Genomic DNA, 15,806 nt, shown 5'->3' with positions numbered 1-15,806 from the left:
GAGCTATGACCGACCGGCACGCGACCGACACCTTGGGGAACGGCGAGCGCGAGCCCGCACCGGACGAACCGGGGCGGCCCGACCCGAACCGACCGTATCCGTCACCCGGGGAACCCGACCCGCACCCGCCCTTCCCGACGCCCGGCGAGCCTGATCCGGCCAAGCCGTACCCGTCGCCGGGTGAGCCCGACCCGGCCAAGCCGTACCCGTCGCCGGGTGAGCCCGACCCGGCCAAGCCGTACCCGTCACCGGGTGAACCCGACCCGGCCAAGCCGTACCCTTCGCCTGGCGAGCCCGATCCGACCCGGCCGTATCCGGAACCGAACGAGCCCGACCCGTTGCGGCCGTTCCCGGAATGAACCGGTCCGCCTAACGGCGCAGCGCAGGGCGGCGCGCCCAGGTCGCCCATCGCCAATCGCGGACGGCGCCCTCGGCGCGACCAGCACTGCTGCCGGCGTATCGGAGATGCCTGCTATACCTAGGGCGTGACAGCTGCCGAAACGCCTGCGATCGCCGGGACTGTCGGATCGCTGCTCGGCAAGACGGCGGCGGCCTGGCGCACACCTGAGTTCGGGCTGTCTGCTGCCGAACGGCTCGTCGTCACGTTCAGCGACGGCAGCGCCGCGTTTGCCAAAGGAGCCACGACCGAAGAGACTGCGGGCTGGCTGCGCAACGAGCACCGGATCCTCGACCACCTCCGCGGCACCGGCCTCGCCCCCGAGGTCCTCGGCTGGCACGACGACGGCACTGGACAGCCGTTGTTGGTGACGGAGGACCTGTCCGCCGCCTACTGGCCCGCGGCCGGCGTCAAGCATCCGGGCGGCAGCACGTCGACCGTCTGGCGACCAGGCGACATCGACGTTCTCCGCCGCACGCTCGACCGTTTGCGCCGAGTGCCGCTCCCTGTCGGGCTGCCGCGGACCCCCAGCTGGCCCGGGCCACAGTGGCCGCGCGTCATCGAGCTCGCCGACCGGCTTGCCGATCTCGGTGTCGTCATCCGCGGCTGGCTCGAGGCCAACGCCGAGACCCTGACCGCTGTCGACGCGGAGGCCGGCACCGCTCTCGAACTCGATGCACACCTGGTGCACGGCGACTTCCGCAGCGACAACCTGTGCATCCTCGGCAACACCGGCGAGCGCGAAGGTCGCCTCGTCGACTGGTCGCACGCCGGCGCCGGCCACGAGTTGCACGACCTCGTGCAGTTGCTTCCCACGCTGCACCTGGAGGGCGGCCCGCCGCCGTGGCAGGTGTGCACGGAACCCGCACCCCTCATCGCGAGGCTTGCAGGGCCGTCACTGCAGCGCGCCTGTGTGAGCGAGCAGCCGGATTGGCTCCGCCGCGTGTTCGTCGACCTCGCGTCGATCAACCTGACGTGGCTGGCAGCGGCCCTTGGACTGCCACTGCCCGTGCCGGATCAAGACGCCCTCGGTTGAGCAATGCGCTCCACGGGTCTCCGGCAGTACAGGACCAGCGCTGAACCAAGCTGCTGGCTACGGGGCAGCCGCACGAACTCCCGTCACCTCGACACCCGCCGGTACCGGTCAAGGGCTCGCCGCAACCCTGCGCTTCATGAAGGCCGAGAAGAGGACGGTCGCGCCGAAGAGCGTCACCGTAGGCAGCCAGTCGAGGTTCGGACGACCTTCAGCGGACACGGGCCGCCAGCGGGCATCGGTCGAGCCGAGGAACACGTATGCGGTCCAACGCGAGGGGGAGTACGGGGCGACCAGGTCGCCCGGCTCGACCGGCGCGCCCGTGGCGACCTCGATCGATTCGACCCACGAAGGGTCAAGGTCCTCGGAGTCCGTTGCGCGAAACGAGGTCAGGTCGCAGGTCCGGGCGATGCCGAAGCCCAGCGGAGCGCGCTCGCAGTCGCCGACTTCGACCACTTCGACGGTGGGAAGCCCGCGCTCGCCGAAGGGGGAGCCGTAAGCGGCCCGGACCTCGAAGGCCAGCCCCATCGCGGCGGCGAACGCGATGAAACCGGCGATGTTGGTGAGGGCGCGGCGCACCGAGCCCGCGCGAGACCGTTCGGTCGTCGCAGGCCGGTGGGGCTCGGACGGGATCAGGAGACGCAGCGAGACGCCCACAACGGCGAAGACGAGCAGCGCGAACACAAGGATCGCGGCGATGTTGACGAGCGAGGTCATTCGGGGGCCTTGAAGGGCAGGGCCTTGATGGTTCCGAGGATCAGGAGCAGTTGCGCCGCAGCATAAGTCGCCATCACCGTTTGCGACTGGAGCGGAAACTCGAGGCCCGAGACGCCCAGGCCGAGCGTGAGGTCCGAGACCACGAAGAGCAGCCCGCCCACCGCCGCGAGGCGGTTCAAAGCGCCGGCGGCCGCCGCCATGGCGACGAGCAGCAGGCTGTAGACCGCGACCGGAACCGCCAGCGCCTCCAGCCGAGGCCAAAGGATCACATTGGCGCCCAACCAGAACACCAAATAGCACGCAGGAACGATCCAACGGCCGCGGAGCGTCGACAGCGCACCCAAGCGCACGAAGACCGCCAGATACGTGACCTGCATGAGGGCGAACAGGCCCATCCCGACCAGGAACGCGGGCGTGCCGTCGAGCAGCAGCGCGATGTCCGCCGCGCAGGCGAACAGGAGCCCCAGACCGAGCAGGCGGGCCGGGCGCAGACCCGGCTGCGTCGCGATGATCAAGTGGCACAGGAGCAGCAGCATGAGCGCGGGCTTCGTCGCCCAGCGCAGCGGGTCTGCGTCGAAGCTGATCACGGCGAGGTCCGCCGCGATCGCGACCGCGAACGCCCACAGCCAGAAACGCGTCGGGAAACGCACGAGCACCGAACGGATCAGAACGAGGGGAGGGTTCATGGCTGCCGGAGCCTACCAGAGCCCAGCGACGGGGCGGTCGAGTTGAGGGCGCGACCGCGCGCTTCGGAAAAGCGCTGGCGATCGCTCAGGAGATCGGCGATGCTGGCGCCGATGAGAAACAGAAGCTGCTCCGATGACCGCTGACGCCGCCGAATGGGAGTGGGACGAGACCCTCTTCGCCGGCAGCGCCGCCCACTACAGCGTCGGCCGGATGCCGTATCCGACCGGCCTCGCCGAAGCCGTGCGCGCCGAACTCGGGCTCGACGGCACCGGCCGCCTCCTCGATGTCGGCTGCGGCCCAGGCTCGCTGACGCTGCTGCTCGCGCCGCTCTTCGCCGCCACTGTGGGCGTCGACCCGGACGCGGGCATGCTCCGGGAAGCCAGTCGGAGGGCCGAGGACGCCGGGCTCGCCGAGATCGAATGGCGGCAACTGCGCGCCGAGGAACTGCCGGATGACCTGGGCGTCTTCGATGTCGTGGCCTTCGCGCAGTCCTTCCACTGGATGGACCGCCTGCTGGTCGCCCGCCGCGTGCGCGAACTGCTGCGCCCGGACGGGCACTGGATACACGTCGGCGCCACCACCCACCGCGGCGCCGAGGACCCGGAGACGCTGCCGCACCCGGCCCCGCCCTGGGATCGCATCAGCGAACTCGTGGCGGCGTACCTCGGGCCGGTTCGCCGTGCCGGCCAGGGATTCCTGCCCGGCGGCACCGCGGGCGGGGAGGAGGACGTCATGCGGGAAGCCGGGTACACCAAGGTGAACCGCATCCAGGTCGACGACGGCCGGATCTTCGACCGGAGCATCGACTCGATCGTCTCCGCGGTGTTCTCCCTGTCGAGTTCCGCGCCGCACCTCTTCGCGGAACGCCTGCCCGCCTTCGAGATCGAACTGCGCGCCCTGCTGGCCGACGCGGCCCCGGACGGTCGCTTCTCGGAGCGCGAGATGTCGACGGGGGTCGTCATCTGGCGGCCCTGAACCGGTCCGGATCGTGCATAGTTGGGCCATGCCTTCATTCGAGCCGATGTCGTTCCATCTTGAGACCGAGCGGTTGATCCTGCGCCCGTGGAAGGACTCGGACGCCGATGAGCTCCGTGCCCTGCACGCCGAGCGCGGCGGCGGGACGCAGCCGATCGAGGAGATCCGAGCGATCATCGCGGACGGCATCGCCAACGCAGCTGCCACAGGCATCGCGCTGCTGCCGATCCAACGACGGGCGGAAGGCGACTTCATCGGCTACTGCGGACTGACCGTGGGCCGGGCGAGCCTCGAGGAGCCCGAGATCGCCTACGAGCTGTTCGAACGCGTCCACGGCAACGGCTACGCCACCGAGGCGGCCCGCGCGGTCCTCGACGCCGCTGCAGCGACCCGCCGCACCCGGCTGTGGTCGACGGTGCGTGACTGGAACACCGCGTCGTTCCGCGTCCTCGAGAAGCTCGACTTCGAGCGCGACCACGTCACGACCGACGACCGCGGCGACATCGTCTGGCTCACCCGCACACTGCCGTGAGCGGCGAGTCGCCTGGGGCGCAAGAGGTGTCTCTGATTGACTAGCCGCCGTTCGCGGCGGCCGCCGTCAGGTTCCACAGGGTGATCGCGTGGCGGCCGTGCTCGTAGCCGAGGGCGGCGATCGAGGCGGTGTCGATCTTGAACTCGCGGCCGTCGCGGGCCGGGCGGCCGAGCCAGCGGGCCGCGGCGACGCGGAGGCTGTGGCCGTGGGCGATGAACGCGACGTCGCCGCGTTCGAGGAGCGGTTCGGCCTCGGCGAGCGCCCGGTCGAGGCGGGCAGCGACCTCATCAGGGGTTTCACCGCCGGAGCCGGTGCCGCCGTCGGTCCAGAGCGACCAGTCGGGGTCCTCGTCCGCGATCTCCTCGCTGGTGCGGCCCTCGTAGTCGCCGTAGCCCCATTCGGCGAGGTCGGGGATGACGGCGGTGACGTCGAGGCCCGCGAGGTCGGCGGTGATGAGCGCCCGTTTGCGGGGGCTCGACCAGACGGCCGCGAACTCGCGCCCGCTCAGCAGCGGCGCGAGCGCCTTCGCTTGGGACACACCGTTCTCGGTGAGCTCGAGGTCGGTGACGGACGTATGCCGTCCGGAGGCGGACCAGGTGGTCTCGCCGTGGCGGATGAGCACGATCTCTCCCATGCCGACCACCTTAATCCGGCGCGGCCAGGGCCACGGGCGATCGCCTCAGCGGCTCAGATCGCGCGGGCGAGGAACACGCCCATGTAGTCGTGCTCATCCGTCCACCAGCGGGTGGTCTCGAATCCGCTGGCCTGGAGCTGGTTCTCGAGCTCGGCGGGCATGAACTTGGTGGAGATGCCGGTGTGGATCTCCTCGCCCACGGCGAACGAGATGTCCAGACCGAGCGCCGAGAGGTCCACCCGCATCGGCTTCATGGCGCGCAGGCGCATGTCGATGGTGGCGGTGTCGTTGTCCCACAAGGCGATGTGCTCGAAGCTGTCGGGTTCGAAGTCGGCGCCGAGGCGGTGGTTGAGGACGTAGAGGATGTGCCGGTTGAACTCGGCGGTCACCCCGGCGGCGTCGTTGTAGGCCGCGAGGATCACGTCCGGGTCCTTCACGAGGTCGGCGCCGAGCAGGAACCAGTCGCCGGGGCGCAGGGCCTCGCGCAGGTCGCGCAGGAACTGGCTGCGCTCCATGCCGGCGAAGTTGCCGAAGGTGCCGCCGAGGAACGCGACGAGGCGCGTGTCGTGGTGGTCGGGCAGGTTCGCGAGGTGGAGCGTGAAGTCGCCGACGATCCCGCCGAGGTGGGCGTCCGGGTAGGCCGTGGCGAGCTCGCGCAGCACGTCCTTGACCTCCCCTTCGGCGACGTCGAAGGGCCAGAACGCGTCGAGGCGGCCGGCGGCGGCGAGTGCGCTGAGCACGGGCCGGATCTTCTCGGCCCGGCCCGCGCCGAGTTCGATCACGGAGATCGGGTCGGTCCCGAGAGCGTCCGCGATCTCGGCGGCCCCGTCGTGGAGGATCGCGCGCTCGCTGCGGGTCTGGTAGTACTCGGGCTGGCGGGTGAGCTCGCCGAACAGGGTCGAGCCGCGGCCGTCGTAGTGCAGGCGCATCGGCAGGTGCTTGGGGTGCGAGGTCAGGCCCCGGCGGACGTCGAGGCGCAGCGACGCGTCGAGGTCGGACTCGTCGAGGCAGATCCGCATTTCAGGAGCAGACACACCATCATCGTATGTCGACTCGGGGCATGTTTCGCCTCAGTGAACGACGGGCGTCGCAGTGCTTCCCTTCATGGTGCGCCCGGAACGGTGCACGCCTGCGCGGCGACCTGGCTCGCGTACCGCAGGGCCGCGGCGACCACGGCCTGGTTGCCCCAGGCGGGGAGCCGGTCGAGGCGCATCCAGCCCGCCGAGGTGAGCCAGCCGAGGAGCCCGGACGTGAACGCGTCGCCCGCGCCGATCGTGTCGACCACGTCCACCGGGACCGCCGTCATCTCCGTGACGTGGTTGCGGTGGAAGGCGACCGACCCGGCGTCGCCGAGGGTCACGACCACCAGTTCCGGACCGGCTTCGAGCCACTTGCGGGCGATCTCGTCCACCGCGGTGCCCGGGTAGAGGCGGCCGAGGTCGCGCTCGGAGACGCGCACGAGGGTCGCGAGCCCGACCAGGCGCTCAGTGCGTTCGAGGACCTTCGCGCGGTCGCCCATCGCGCCGAGGCGGATGTTCGGGTCGAAGGAGATCGGGACGGCGCGGCGGGCGCGGTTCACCCAGTGCTCGATCGCGCGCGCGGACGGCTCGAGGTAGGCGGCGAGGGACCCGAAGTGCACGAGGTCGACCTGGGCCGGATCGGGCTTGGGCAGGGCCCGGCCCTCCCACGCGAAGTCGGCGGTGCCGGTCGTCCAGTAGTCGTACTCGGCGGTGCCGTCCTCGCTGACGATCGCGAGGCCGAGCGTGGAGGGCAGTTCGGTGCGCAGCAGCCATTCGCGGCGCACGCCGGCGGCGATGTGTCGCCGCCACGTCTGCCGGCCGAAGTGGTCGCCGCCCACGGTGCCGACGAGCGCGGTCGGGATGCCGCGCCGGGCGAGCGAGACGGCGGTGTTCGCGGGACCGCCGCCGCAGGTGGGGCGGAGCTGGCCGCCGGGGGCTGGGACGAGGTCGATGATGTTCTCGCCTGCCACGAGGATCAACGGGGGCTCCTTCCGTTCGGGCGCGGATGCCGCTGCGGAGAGGGTATTGCAGGCGTCCTTCGGGTCGGAAGTCGGATTCGCGTCCTACTGGGCGGGCGCGTCCGGATCGCGGCGCAGTCGCGCGGGCGGGCTTCGTGCGCCACGCCGAGGCGGGCCGGTGCCGCGGGCGGTCAGGCGGTCGTTCAGGATGGAGCCATGTCCACCGAAGAGGTCAAGACCGAGCCCGCAGCCGAGGTCGATGGCGCGGTCGACGGCAGCACTGGCGATCAGGGCGCTGCCGAGGGCGGCACGGTTGAAAGCGGCACTGCCGAGGGCGGCGCGGCCGCCGCCGACGGCGAGGCGGTCAAGCCCGCGCGTCCGAAACCGCGCAGGCTGCGCGACATGGCCATGTCCATGGCGGTGCTGCTCGTGCCGATCGGGCTGTTCTACGTCGGATGGAACTGGCTGGCCTCGGACCGGCAGGTCAGCGTGGTCGACACGAGCGAGAACCACGCGACGGCCGCGAGCCTCGGCCTGGCCGCGATCGAGCCCGAGCTGGACGAGGAGTGGAAGGCGATCTCGACCGACCTCGCCGTCGACGAGGAGACCGTCACGCTCCGGACCGGCTACTACTCGCCCGATGGCAACGGCCTGCAGCTCGCGGAGACCAACGGCTCGCTCGCCGACGTGAACGAGGACCTGTCCGGCGCCGGGACCCCGGTCGAGGCGGCCGGGATCGAATGGGCCGCATACGAAACGGGCAGCGGCGAGACCTGGGTGGCCGAGATCGGCGGCGAGACCGTCGTGCTCAGTGCCGAACCCGACGGCGTGGCCGACCTGCCCGAACTCGCCGAAGGCGTGGCCGAGGCCGCGGGCGCCTGACGGCCCCCGTCGATCTCGCCCTGAGAGCTGCACTCCGGCGGTCTCGAGGCCGGCGCTCAGTCGTCGTCTTCCGCGTCCGGCTCCGTGCGGGCCTTGAGGCGCTCGCGCGCGCCTTCGAGGTGCGATTGGCACAGATCGGCCAGCTTCTCGCCGCGCTCCCAGAGCTGCAGGGACTCCTCCAGGGTGGCCCCGCCCGCTTCGAGCCGTTCGACCGTGGCCACGAGCTCGGCCCGGGCCTCCTCGTACGTCAAGCGTTCCTCGCTCACTACCCGTCCTCTCGTGTGTGTACGACCGCGGCCCGCAGCGATCCCGCCGCCAGCCGCACTTCGATGGCCTCGCCGGCCGCCGTCGCTTCCCGCAGCACCGCACCGGATTCGGTGTCGGTGACGATCGCGTAGCCCCGGTCGAGCGTCGACTGCGGCGACAGCGACCGCAGCCGCGCCCGCAGGTGCTCCAGGTCGTCCGTCGACCGCTCGAGCCGCGAGTCCACGCGCGCGCGCATGCGGTGCGTGAGGTTCGCGACGACATCGGCCCGGGCCTCGAGCATCGTCTCGGGCCGCGCGAGCACGGGCCGGGCGCGCATCGCGGCGAGCCCGTCGGTCTCGCGGGTGAGCATCGCGTTGAGCGCCTGGCGCAGCCGGGTGCGGCAGATGTTCAGGCCGCGCTGCTCCTCGGCGAGGTCGGGGACCACTTTCTTGCCGGCCTCAGTGGGGGTGGAGGCGCGCCAGTCGGCCACGTAGTCGAGGATCGGCGTGTCCGGTTCGTGCCCGATCGCGGAGATGACGGGCGTGACGGCCTCGGCGACCGCGCGGCACAGCGTCTCGTCCGAGAACGGCAGCAGGTCCTCCATCGAGCCGCCGCCGCGCGCGATGACGATGACCTCGATGTCGGGGTCCCGGTCGAGCTCGGCCAGCGCGGCGCAGACCTCGGTGACGGCGCGCGGGCCCTGGACGGCGACCTCGCGGACCTCGAAGTCCGCGGAGGGCAGGCGGGCTTTCGCGTTCTTGAGGACGTCGCGCATCGCGTCCGAGGCGCGGCCGGTGATGAGCCCGATCCGGTAGGGCAGGAACGGGAGCGGCTTCTTGCGCTCGGCCGCGAAGAGGCCTTCGGCGGCGAGGAGCTTCTTGAGGCGTTCGAGGCGGGCGAGGAGTTCGCCGAGGCCGACCTGCCGGATCTCGCGCACGTGGAGCGAGAGCGAGCCGTTCTTGTCCCACCACTGGGCCTGGGCGCGGATGACGACCTGCGCGCCGTCGCGCAGGGGCGGGTCGCAGGCGGCGATGGCGCCGTTGAAGTCGACCACGCGCATCGAGACCTCGGCGGAGGGGTCGCGGAGGGTCAGGTAGACGGTGCGGCCGCGGTGGCTGATCTCGGTGATCTGACCCTCGGTCCAGACCTCGCCGAGGCGGGCGAGCCAGTCGCCGATCTTCTTGGAGACGACCCGCAGCGGCCACGGGTTCTCGGCGCTCATCGGCGCGCCCGGGCCGGTGGCGGGGCGCGGGGAGGGGGTGTCGCTGGGACTGTCGGTGGCGCTGCTCGCTGCGTCGGTCACGTGGCCAGACTAACTGCAGGGTGTGACGAAACCGGGCGGCCGGATACCATCGAGGCGTGGCAGACCCGAAGCGAGTGTTGTTGGCCAAGCCGCGCGGGTACTGCGCGGGCGTGGACCGGGCCGTGGTGACCGTCGAGAAGGCGCTGGAGCTCTACGGCGCTCCCGTCTACGTGCGCAAGGAGATCGTGCACAACCGGCATGTGGTGGAGACCCTGGCCGGCAAGGGCGCGGTGTTCGTGGAGGAGAACGAGGAAGTGCCGCCGGGATCGGTGGTGGTCTTCTCGGCGCACGGCGTGGCGCCCGAGGTGCACGACCAGGCGGCCGAGCGCGGCCTGAAGGCGATCGACGCGACGTGCCCGCTGGTGACGAAGGTGCACAAGGAGGCCGTGCGGTACGCCGAGGAGGATTACGACATCCTGCTCATCGGCCACGAGGGCCACGAGGAGGTCATCGGGACCTCTGGCGAGGCGCCCGAGCACATCCAGCTCGTGGACGGGCCGGACGCGGTCGACCAGGTGAAGGTGCGCGACCCGGAGAAGGTCGTGTGGCTGTCGCAGACGACGCTCTCGGTGGACGAGACGATGGAGACGGTCGGGCGGCTGAAGCAGCGCCTCCCGATGCTGCAGAGCCCGCCGAGCGACGACATCTGCTACGCGACGCAGAACCGCCAGCAGGTGGTGAAGGACATCGCGGCGGAGTGCGACGTGATGCTGGTGGTCGGTTCCAAGAACTCTTCGAACTCGGTGCGGCTGGTCGAGGTCGCGGTGCAGCACGGCGCGCGCGCCGGGTACCTGATCGACTTCGCGCACGAGATCGACGAGGCCTGGCTCGAAGGGGCGTCCACTGTGGGCCTCTCTTCGGGGGCCTCGGTGCCGGACAACCTGGTGCAGGACGTCCTGGCGCACTTGGCCAAGCGCGGTTTCGCGAATGTCGAGGTGTTCGAGCCGGTGACCGAGAAGATCGCCTTCTCGCTCCCGCGCGAACTCGCGAAGGACCTGAAGGCCGCCGGGCGCGCCTGAGCGCCGACGACGCGGGGCGTCGCGGCGTCAGCGCCGCGGCGACCTCTTTCGGGTGACACTTTTCCTTACGACGGTAAGAACCGGGGTGTTCTGTCGGACCCCGGCGAGAGACTTGGCCTGGGGTCGCCCCCCTGGGAGGGCGGGGGACTGCCCCCGGGCGGGTTCGTCAGGCCCGGTAGTCCTCCACCGCTTCCCAACTGGGCTTCCGCGTCGGCGTGATCACCGGTGCCGGGGACTCCGGCGGTTCGCCCGCGACCTCGAGTTCGCTGAAGCGCCGCGCGGTCACCAGGAGCCGCGATTCGACGCTCGCGACGGCCGCGTTGTACGACCCCACCGCCGCCTCCAAAGACGAGCCGAGCCGCGAGAAGTGGCCCGCGACCGCGCCCAGCCGCTCGTGGAGTTCGCGCCCCAGCTTGTGCACCTCCTTGGCGTGCTGCGCGAGCGCCTCCTGCCGCCACGTGTGCGCCACCGTCCGCAGCAGCGCCATCAGCGTCGCGGGCGAAGCGATCACCACGCCCCGCGCGAACGAGTCCTCCAGCAGCGCCGGGTCGCCCCGCAGCGCCGCGTCCAGGAACGCGTCGGCCGGCACGAACAGCACCACCATCTCCGGCGTGTCCTCGAACGCCCGCCAGTACTCCTTGCCCGCCAACGACTCCACATGCCGCCGCAGATGCTTCGCGTGCATCCGCAGCAACTGGTCGCGTCCCGCCTCGTCCTCCGACTCGAGCGCCTGCAGGTACGACTGCAGCGGCGCCTTCGCGTCCACCACGAGCGTCCGCCCGCCCGAGAGCCGCACGACGAGGTCGGGCCGCACCCCGCGCCCGTCGACGAGTCCCGAGTGCTGCTCGGAGAAGTCGCAGTGCTCGACCATCCCGGCCGCCTCGACGATCCGCCGCAGCTGCACCTCGCCCCACTGCCCGCGCACCTGCGGCGACCGCAGCGCCCCCAGCAGCCGCCCGGTCTGCTCCCGCAGGTCCTCCGAGATGTCCGCGACCCCCGAGAGCTGGATCCGCAACTGCGCGTACGCGTCCACCCGGGCGCGCTCCACATCGCCGAGACGGTTCTCGTAGCGCGCCAACGTCTCCGCGATCGGCGCGAGCACCTGCCCGACGGCCTGCCGCGAATGGTCCGTGGCCTCGTACGCGACGGCCTTCAACGTCGCCTCGAGCCGCTGCTCGTTGTCCGCCGCCGCCTCCAGGCGGGCCGTGGCCGCCGCCAGCTCGGCCGCCTGCCGCGACCGCCCCGCGAACCAGCCGCCGAAACCGCCCGCCGCCAGGCACACCACCGCCAATAGGACCCACGTCATACGGGCCAGTGTAGGCGCGCGACCGCGGGTAGGCTCGGGACATGGAGCTGTGGTTGACCCTGCTGGTCGTCGCGATCGTCGTCATCTTCTTCGTGGTGCAGTCCAATAAGAAGCGGGCGGTGGCCGAACTCGCCGACGCCGAGGCCGAGGCCCGCCGCCTCTACGAGCGCCTCGGCGGCCAGACCATGAACCTCGTCGCCCCGGGGGACGACCTCGCCGCGGGCCAGGCCCTCGCCGACGCCGGCGAGCGCTACACCGCCGCGGGCTCGCAGCTCGAGTCGGCGCGCACGATCAACCAGTACCGGCTCGTCGCCGAGACCGCCATCGAAGGCCTCCTGTACGTGCGGGCCGCCCGCACCGCGATGGGCATCGACCCCGGTCCCGAAGTGCCGTCCCTGGTCGGCAAGCGCCGCACCGGCGCGCTCACCGAGCCGGTCAGCGCCGAGGTCGAGGGCCGCACCTACACCGGTTCGCCGGACCCGAGCGACGAGAACCGCCACTACTACCCGGGCGGCCGCGTCGACGGCCGTCCCGTGCCCGCCGGCTGGTACAACACGCCCTGGTGGCAGCCCGCGCTCGCGGGCGCCGCGGGCGTGTTCGTCGGCATGATGGTCTTCGACGCGATGATCGCCCCCGCCTACGCGATGGGCGCGATCGAAGGCAGCGACTACAGCGGTGACGGCGGGGACGCGGGCGCTGACGGCGGCGACATGGGCGGCGACGGCGGCGGCGACATGGGCGGCGGCGACGGCGGCGATTTCGGAGGCGGGGACTTCGGCGGAGGCGACTTCGGCGGGTTCGAGTAGGACTTCAGACCGGTTGAACGGCAAGGGCTCCCGTCGCATCGCGGCGGGAGCCCTTCTCGTTGCACCTCACCACTCGGCGAACGAGCCGTCCTTCAGGCGCCAGATCTCGTTGCGCCACCGGTGCGGGTCCTCGGCGGCCTTGCGCACCGCCGCCTCGTCGACCTCGATGCCCAGGCCGGGCCCGGTGGGCCGCTCGACGTACCCGTCCGTGAACGCGAACACCGCCGGGTCCACGAGGTAGTCGAGCAGGTCGTTGTCCCGGTTGTAGTGGATGCCGAGGCTCTGCTCCTGGATGAGGAAGTTCGGCGACGCGAAGTCCACCTGCAGGCTCGCGGCGAGCGCGATCGGCCCGAGCGGGCAGTGCGGGGCCAGCGCCACGTCGTACGCCTCGGCCATGGCCGCGATGCGCCGCACCTCGGAGATGCCGCCCGCGTGCGAGAGGTCCGGCTGCGCGACCGCGATGCCGGTGGAGAGCACGTCCCGGTAGTCCCAGCGCGAGTAGAGCCGCTCGCCGGTGGCGATCGGGATCGAGGTGCTCGCGGTGACCGCTCCCAGGTCGCGGGAGAACTCGGGGAGGACCGTCTCCTCGACGAACAGCGGGAACAGCGGTTCGAGCAGCGGGAGGACGCGGCGGGCCATGGCAGTCGAGAAGCGGCCGTGGAAGTCGATTGCGAAGTCGAAGTCGTCGCCCACGGCGGCGCGGAGCTCCGTGAACTGGTCGACGATGCGGTGCACCTGCGCGGCGGTCTCGATGTGCCCGATCTGCGCGGAGGCGTTGCACTTGACGGCGTCGAAGCCGTTCTCCTTGGCGCGCAAGGCGTCCTCGGCGAGGGCCTGGGCGGAGTCGCCGCCGATCCAGGTGTATACGCGGGCGGTGTCGCGCACGGCGCCGCCGAGCAGTTCGTAGACGGGCACGCCGAGGGCCTTGCCCTTGAGGTCCCACAGGGCCTGGTCGATGCCGGCGACGGCGCTGGAGAGCACCGGTCCGCCCCGGTAGAAGCCGCCCTTGGTCATGACCTGCCAGTGGTCCTCGATGCGGGTGGCGTCCGCGCCGATGAGGCGGTCGGCGAGGGCTTCGACGACGCTGGCGACGGCTTCGGCGCGGCCCTCGACGATCGGCTCGCCCCAGCCGACGAGGCCGTCGTCGGTCTCGACGCGTACGAAGAGCCAGCGGGGCCGGACGAAGAAGGTCTCGATTCTGGCGATGTTCAAGGGAACCTCTATCTCTTGTGGAGCTGTGGGGTCAGCGGTGCCGGATGAGCCAGCCGCCGTCGACGGGGAGTTCGGCTCCGGTGATGAAACCGGCCTCGTCGGAGGCGAGGAAGGCGACGGCGGCGGCGACTTCTTCGGCGCCGCCCATGCGCCCCAGGAGGGTGCGTCCCGATTCGTCGGCGATGCTCTCGGCCGGGACGCCGTCCCATTGGGGCGTGAGGATGGGGCCGGGGACGACGGTGTTGACGCGCACGCCGGGGGCGTACTCGATGGCGAGCTGCCGTGCGAGCGCGCTGACGCCGCCCTTCGCGGCGGCGTACGCGGCGAACCCGGGGAACGACGCGTGGGCGTGCACGGAGGAGACGGCGACGACGGCCGCGCCGGTCGCGGGGGCGAGCGGCGTGAGGGCTTTGAAGCCCAGGTAGAGCGCTTTCAGGGTGACCTCGAGGGTGCGGTCCCAGTCGTCCTCGTCGAGCAGGTGCGCGGGGCCGAAGCGGATCGCGTAGGCGTTGGAGACGAACACGTCGACCTTGCCCTGGCCGCCTTCGATCTCGGCGGCGAGTGCCGCCCAGTCGGCACTGCTGCCGACGTCGCAGTGGACGAAGTGGACGTTCCCGCCGATGTCGGCCGCGGTCTTCTCGCCGTGCTCGCGGTCGACGTCGGCGACGTACACGACCGCGCCCTCGCTCGCGAGGCGCCGCGCGGTGGCGGCCCCGATGCCTTTCGCGCCCCCGGTGACGACAGCGACTTTGCCCTCGAATCGATTCATGCGGCGACCCTATCGCCCGTCGCCGGGCGGCTTGCCCGCCTGCGGTTCGGTGAGGTCGACGAGGGCCGAGGCGAGGCCGGGGCGCTCGCGGAGGATGAGGGCCGCGCCGCCGACCGCTCCGGCGCGGGCGCCGAGGTCGAGGGCGGCGGGGACGACGTCGACCTCGCGCACGAGGGTGAGCGCGTACCGGCGGATGGCGGTGCGCAGCGGGTCGAGGAGCACTTCGCCGGCGCGGGAGAGCTCGCCGCCGACGACGATGCGCTCGGGGTTGAGCAGGTTGCAGAGGCTGGCGAGCACGCGGCCGGTCATCTGGCCGACGTCCGCGAGCACGCCCTCGCAGGCGCGGTCGCCCGCCGCGGCGGCGGCGAGCACGTCCTCCACGGTCGCCTTGGCGCCCAAGTGGGGCCGCAGCGCGGCGAGCACGGCCGGGATGCCGGCGTGGAGGACGAGGCAGCCGCGGTTGCCGCACGGGCACGCCGGTCCGTCGACATGGACCGACGTGTGGCCGAGCTCCCCGGCGGCGCCCACCGAGCCGCGGAAGACCCGGCCGTCGAGGATGAGCCCGGCGGCGATGCCGCTGGACAGGCCCACGTACATGAGGTCGCGGACCCCGCGGCCCGCGCCGCTGTAGGCCTCGGCGACGGCCTCGAGCCGGGTGTTGTTCTCGATGGCGACCGGCAGGCGCAGGCGCCGCTGGAACTCGTCCGCGGCGTGCACATGGGACCACGGCTGGTCGGGGAGGGACGTGGAGACGATCCCGGTCGCCTTCTCGATGGGCCCGGGCAGGCCGATGCCGGCGCCCACGATCCGTCCCCGGTCGAGCGCGTGCTCGGCGATGAGGGCGTCGAGGAGGTCGGCGGCGACGTCGATCCGCTCCGCCCAGCCCAGATCGGGGTCCACGGCCCGGCCGGCGCCCGCGATCTCGTTGTGCGCCAAGTCGGAGAGGTGCACCCAGACGTGGTCGAAGGTGAAGTCGAGGCCGAGCGCGACGGCCGCGCCCGGATTGATCGCGAGCGTCTCTTTGGCGCGGCCGTCCCCGTCGGGGTCGCCGTCCTGCTCGATCACCAGGCCGCGCGACATCAGTTCGGTAACGATGGTCGACACGGTGGTACGGGACAGGTCGGCGCGACGGGCGAGTTCGGCGCGGTGCGTGGGCCCCTTGCGCAGCAAGAGGGTCAGCAGTCGTTCCTGGTTCGCCCGGCGCAGTGACTGGAGGGATCCGCTCTTCGTCCGGGGCATGCGCCGATCATACAACCCGCTCATAAATCTGTGTCAAGACTATTGACGTACTTATGTGAGTGGAGCTAGCC

Annotated in this window: 18 protein-coding genes; 7 read left to right on the top strand and 11 right to left on the bottom strand. The window is 71.6% G+C overall.

The annotated features are described in order from the left end of the window. The first annotated feature begins 5 nt into the window (after positions 1-5). Together O2L01_RS06155 and O2L01_RS06150 are read left to right on the top strand one after the other, a co-directional pair. The gene (locus O2L01_RS06155) at positions 6-359 is read left to right on the top strand and encodes a hypothetical protein (protein ID WP_270121018.1); all 354 of its coding nucleotides are present in this window, start codon (positions 6-8) and stop codon (positions 357-359) included. Positions 360-485: 126 nt separating this feature from the next. Next, positions 486-1,433 carry a phosphotransferase gene (locus tag O2L01_RS06150; protein ID WP_270121017.1) on the top strand — a complete coding sequence of 316 codons (948 nt, stop codon included), beginning with the start codon at positions 486-488 and terminating at the stop codon, positions 1,431-1,433. A gap of 108 nt (positions 1,434-1,541) precedes the next feature. On the opposite strand, the gene O2L01_RS06145 is transcribed toward O2L01_RS06150, so the two are convergent. Further along, a complete protein-coding gene (locus O2L01_RS06145; protein ID WP_270121016.1) occupies positions 1,542-2,147 on the bottom strand; it encodes a hypothetical protein in 606 nt (201 codons plus the stop codon). After that, on the bottom strand, positions 2,144-2,833 hold the full coding sequence (locus tag O2L01_RS06140) for a lysoplasmalogenase (RefSeq protein ID WP_270121015.1): 690 nt from the start codon (positions 2,831-2,833) through the stop codon (positions 2,144-2,146). The genes O2L01_RS06145 and O2L01_RS06140 overlap by 4 nt, the downstream gene beginning before the upstream one ends. A gap of 133 nt (positions 2,834-2,966) precedes the next feature. Between O2L01_RS06140 and O2L01_RS06135 the strand changes: the two genes are divergently transcribed. After that, positions 2,967-3,809, top strand: coding sequence for a class I SAM-dependent methyltransferase (locus O2L01_RS06135; RefSeq protein WP_270121014.1), 843 nt, complete (start codon positions 2,967-2,969; stop codon positions 3,807-3,809). 28 nt (positions 3,810-3,837) lie between these two features. Then, positions 3,838-4,341: a GNAT family N-acetyltransferase gene (locus tag O2L01_RS06130; protein WP_270121013.1), complete on the top strand. Its 504-nt coding sequence runs from the start codon at positions 3,838-3,840 to the stop codon at positions 4,339-4,341. A 40-nt stretch (positions 4,342-4,381) separates the two neighbouring features. On the opposite strand, the gene O2L01_RS06125 is transcribed toward O2L01_RS06130, so the two are convergent. The 3 genes from O2L01_RS06125 to O2L01_RS06115 all read right to left on the bottom strand — a co-directional run bounded on the left by O2L01_RS06125 (position 4,382) and on the right by O2L01_RS06115 (position 6,965). Continuing rightward, entirely contained in the window at positions 4,382-4,975 is a 594-nt protein-coding gene (locus tag O2L01_RS06125) for a histidine phosphatase family protein (protein WP_270121012.1), read from the bottom strand. A 53-nt stretch (positions 4,976-5,028) separates the two neighbouring features. Beyond that, positions 5,029-6,009: an L-histidine N(alpha)-methyltransferase gene (gene egtD, locus O2L01_RS06120; RefSeq protein WP_270121011.1), complete on the bottom strand. Its 981-nt coding sequence runs from the start codon at positions 6,007-6,009 to the stop codon at positions 5,029-5,031. A gap of 68 nt (positions 6,010-6,077) precedes the next feature. After that, positions 6,078-6,965, bottom strand: a complete 888-nt coding sequence (locus O2L01_RS06115) for a carbohydrate kinase family protein (RefSeq protein ID WP_270121061.1) — start codon at positions 6,963-6,965, stop codon at positions 6,078-6,080. Between the two features lie 204 nt (positions 6,966-7,169). Between O2L01_RS06115 and O2L01_RS06110 the strand changes: the two genes are divergently transcribed. Then, positions 7,170-7,835 carry a DUF4245 family protein gene (locus tag O2L01_RS06110; RefSeq protein ID WP_270121010.1) on the top strand — a complete coding sequence of 222 codons (666 nt, stop codon included), beginning with the start codon at positions 7,170-7,172 and terminating at the stop codon, positions 7,833-7,835. Between the two features lie 56 nt (positions 7,836-7,891). On the opposite strand, the gene O2L01_RS06105 is transcribed toward O2L01_RS06110, so the two are convergent. Further along, positions 7,892-8,101, bottom strand: coding sequence for an exodeoxyribonuclease VII small subunit (locus O2L01_RS06105; RefSeq protein WP_270121009.1), 210 nt, complete (start codon positions 8,099-8,101; stop codon positions 7,892-7,894). Continuing rightward, positions 8,101-9,303 carry an exodeoxyribonuclease VII large subunit gene (gene xseA, locus O2L01_RS06100; protein WP_344469405.1) on the bottom strand — a complete coding sequence of 401 codons (1,203 nt, stop codon included), beginning with the start codon at positions 9,301-9,303 and terminating at the stop codon, positions 8,101-8,103. Before xseA ends, O2L01_RS06105 begins: the two co-directional genes overlap by 1 nt. A 137-nt stretch (positions 9,304-9,440) precedes the next feature. Here xseA and O2L01_RS06095 point away from each other — a divergent pair, with 137 nt between their 5' ends. Further along, a complete protein-coding gene (locus tag O2L01_RS06095) occupies positions 9,441-10,403 on the top strand; it encodes a 4-hydroxy-3-methylbut-2-enyl diphosphate reductase (RefSeq protein WP_270121007.1) in 963 nt (320 codons plus the stop codon). Between the two features lie 166 nt (positions 10,404-10,569). Here O2L01_RS06095 and O2L01_RS06090 read toward each other — a convergent pair whose 3' ends face one another. After that, positions 10,570-11,709 carry a DNA recombination protein RmuC gene (locus O2L01_RS06090; RefSeq protein WP_270121006.1) on the bottom strand — a complete coding sequence of 380 codons (1,140 nt, stop codon included), beginning with the start codon at positions 11,707-11,709 and terminating at the stop codon, positions 10,570-10,572. Between the two features lie 41 nt (positions 11,710-11,750). Here O2L01_RS06090 and O2L01_RS06085 point away from each other — a divergent pair, with 41 nt between their 5' ends. Next, positions 11,751-12,515, top strand: a complete 765-nt coding sequence (locus tag O2L01_RS06085; RefSeq protein ID WP_270121005.1) for a hypothetical protein — start codon at positions 11,751-11,753, stop codon at positions 12,513-12,515. 66 nt (positions 12,516-12,581) lie between these two features. Here the strand turns inward: O2L01_RS06085 and dgoD are convergent, their stop codons facing one another. From dgoD to O2L01_RS06070, 3 genes are read right to left on the bottom strand one after another with little or no spacing between them, the layout of a single operon-like run. Continuing rightward, the gene (dgoD, locus tag O2L01_RS06080; RefSeq protein ID WP_270121004.1) at positions 12,582-13,727 is read right to left on the bottom strand and encodes a galactonate dehydratase; all 1,146 of its coding nucleotides are present in this window, start codon (positions 13,725-13,727) and stop codon (positions 12,582-12,584) included. A gap of 31 nt (positions 13,728-13,758) precedes the next feature. Next, on the bottom strand, positions 13,759-14,496 hold the full coding sequence (locus O2L01_RS06075; protein WP_270121003.1) for an SDR family NAD(P)-dependent oxidoreductase: 738 nt from the start codon (positions 14,494-14,496) through the stop codon (positions 13,759-13,761). A gap of 9 nt (positions 14,497-14,505) precedes the next feature. Next, positions 14,506-15,735, bottom strand: coding sequence for an ROK family transcriptional regulator (locus tag O2L01_RS06070; protein WP_270121002.1), 1,230 nt, complete (start codon positions 15,733-15,735; stop codon positions 14,506-14,508). Between the last annotated feature and the right edge of the window lie 71 nt (positions 15,736-15,806).

The organism is Glycomyces lechevalierae, from assembly GCF_027622945.1.
Taxonomy (GTDB): Bacteria; Actinomycetota; Actinomycetes; order Mycobacteriales; family Micromonosporaceae; genus Glycomyces; species Glycomyces rutgersensis.
The sequence above is the reverse complement of the archived record's forward strand: the minus strand, read 5'-3'. Positions and strand labels throughout refer to the sequence as shown.

Excerpts from the sequence above, each read along its gene's own strand:
- O2L01_RS06140 (WP_270121015.1), bottom strand. The coding sequence starts at position 2,833 with ATGAACCCTCCCCTCGTTCTGATCCGTTCGGTGCTCGTGCGTTTCCCG.
- O2L01_RS06135 (WP_270121014.1), top strand. The coding sequence starts at position 2,967 with ATGACCGCTGACGCCGCCGAATGGGAGTGGGACGAGACCCTCTTCGCC.
- O2L01_RS06090 (WP_270121006.1), bottom strand. The coding sequence starts at position 11,709 with ATGACGTGGGTCCTATTGGCGGTGGTGTGCCTGGCGGCGGGCGGTTTC.
- O2L01_RS06085 (WP_270121005.1), top strand. The coding sequence starts at position 11,751 with ATGGAGCTGTGGTTGACCCTGCTGGTCGTCGCGATCGTCGTCATCTTC.
- O2L01_RS06130 (WP_270121013.1), top strand. The coding sequence starts at position 3,838 with ATGCCTTCATTCGAGCCGATGTCGTTCCATCTTGAGACCGAGCGGTTG.
- O2L01_RS06155 (WP_270121018.1), top strand. The coding sequence starts at position 6 with ATGACCGACCGGCACGCGACCGACACCTTGGGGAACGGCGAGCGCGAG.
- xseA (WP_344469405.1), bottom strand. The coding sequence starts at position 9,303 with ATGAGCGCCGAGAACCCGTGGCCGCTGCGGGTCGTCTCCAAGAAGATC.
- O2L01_RS06125 (WP_270121012.1), bottom strand. The coding sequence starts at position 4,975 with ATGGGAGAGATCGTGCTCATCCGCCACGGCGAGACCACCTGGTCCGCC.
- O2L01_RS06145 (WP_270121016.1), bottom strand. The coding sequence starts at position 2,147 with ATGACCTCGCTCGTCAACATCGCCGCGATCCTTGTGTTCGCGCTGCTC.
- O2L01_RS06110 (WP_270121010.1), top strand. The coding sequence starts at position 7,170 with ATGTCCACCGAAGAGGTCAAGACCGAGCCCGCAGCCGAGGTCGATGGC.
- O2L01_RS06075 (WP_270121003.1), bottom strand. The coding sequence starts at position 14,496 with ATGAATCGATTCGAGGGCAAAGTCGCTGTCGTCACCGGGGGCGCGAAA.
- O2L01_RS06070 (WP_270121002.1), bottom strand. The coding sequence starts at position 15,735 with ATGCCCCGGACGAAGAGCGGATCCCTCCAGTCACTGCGCCGGGCGAAC.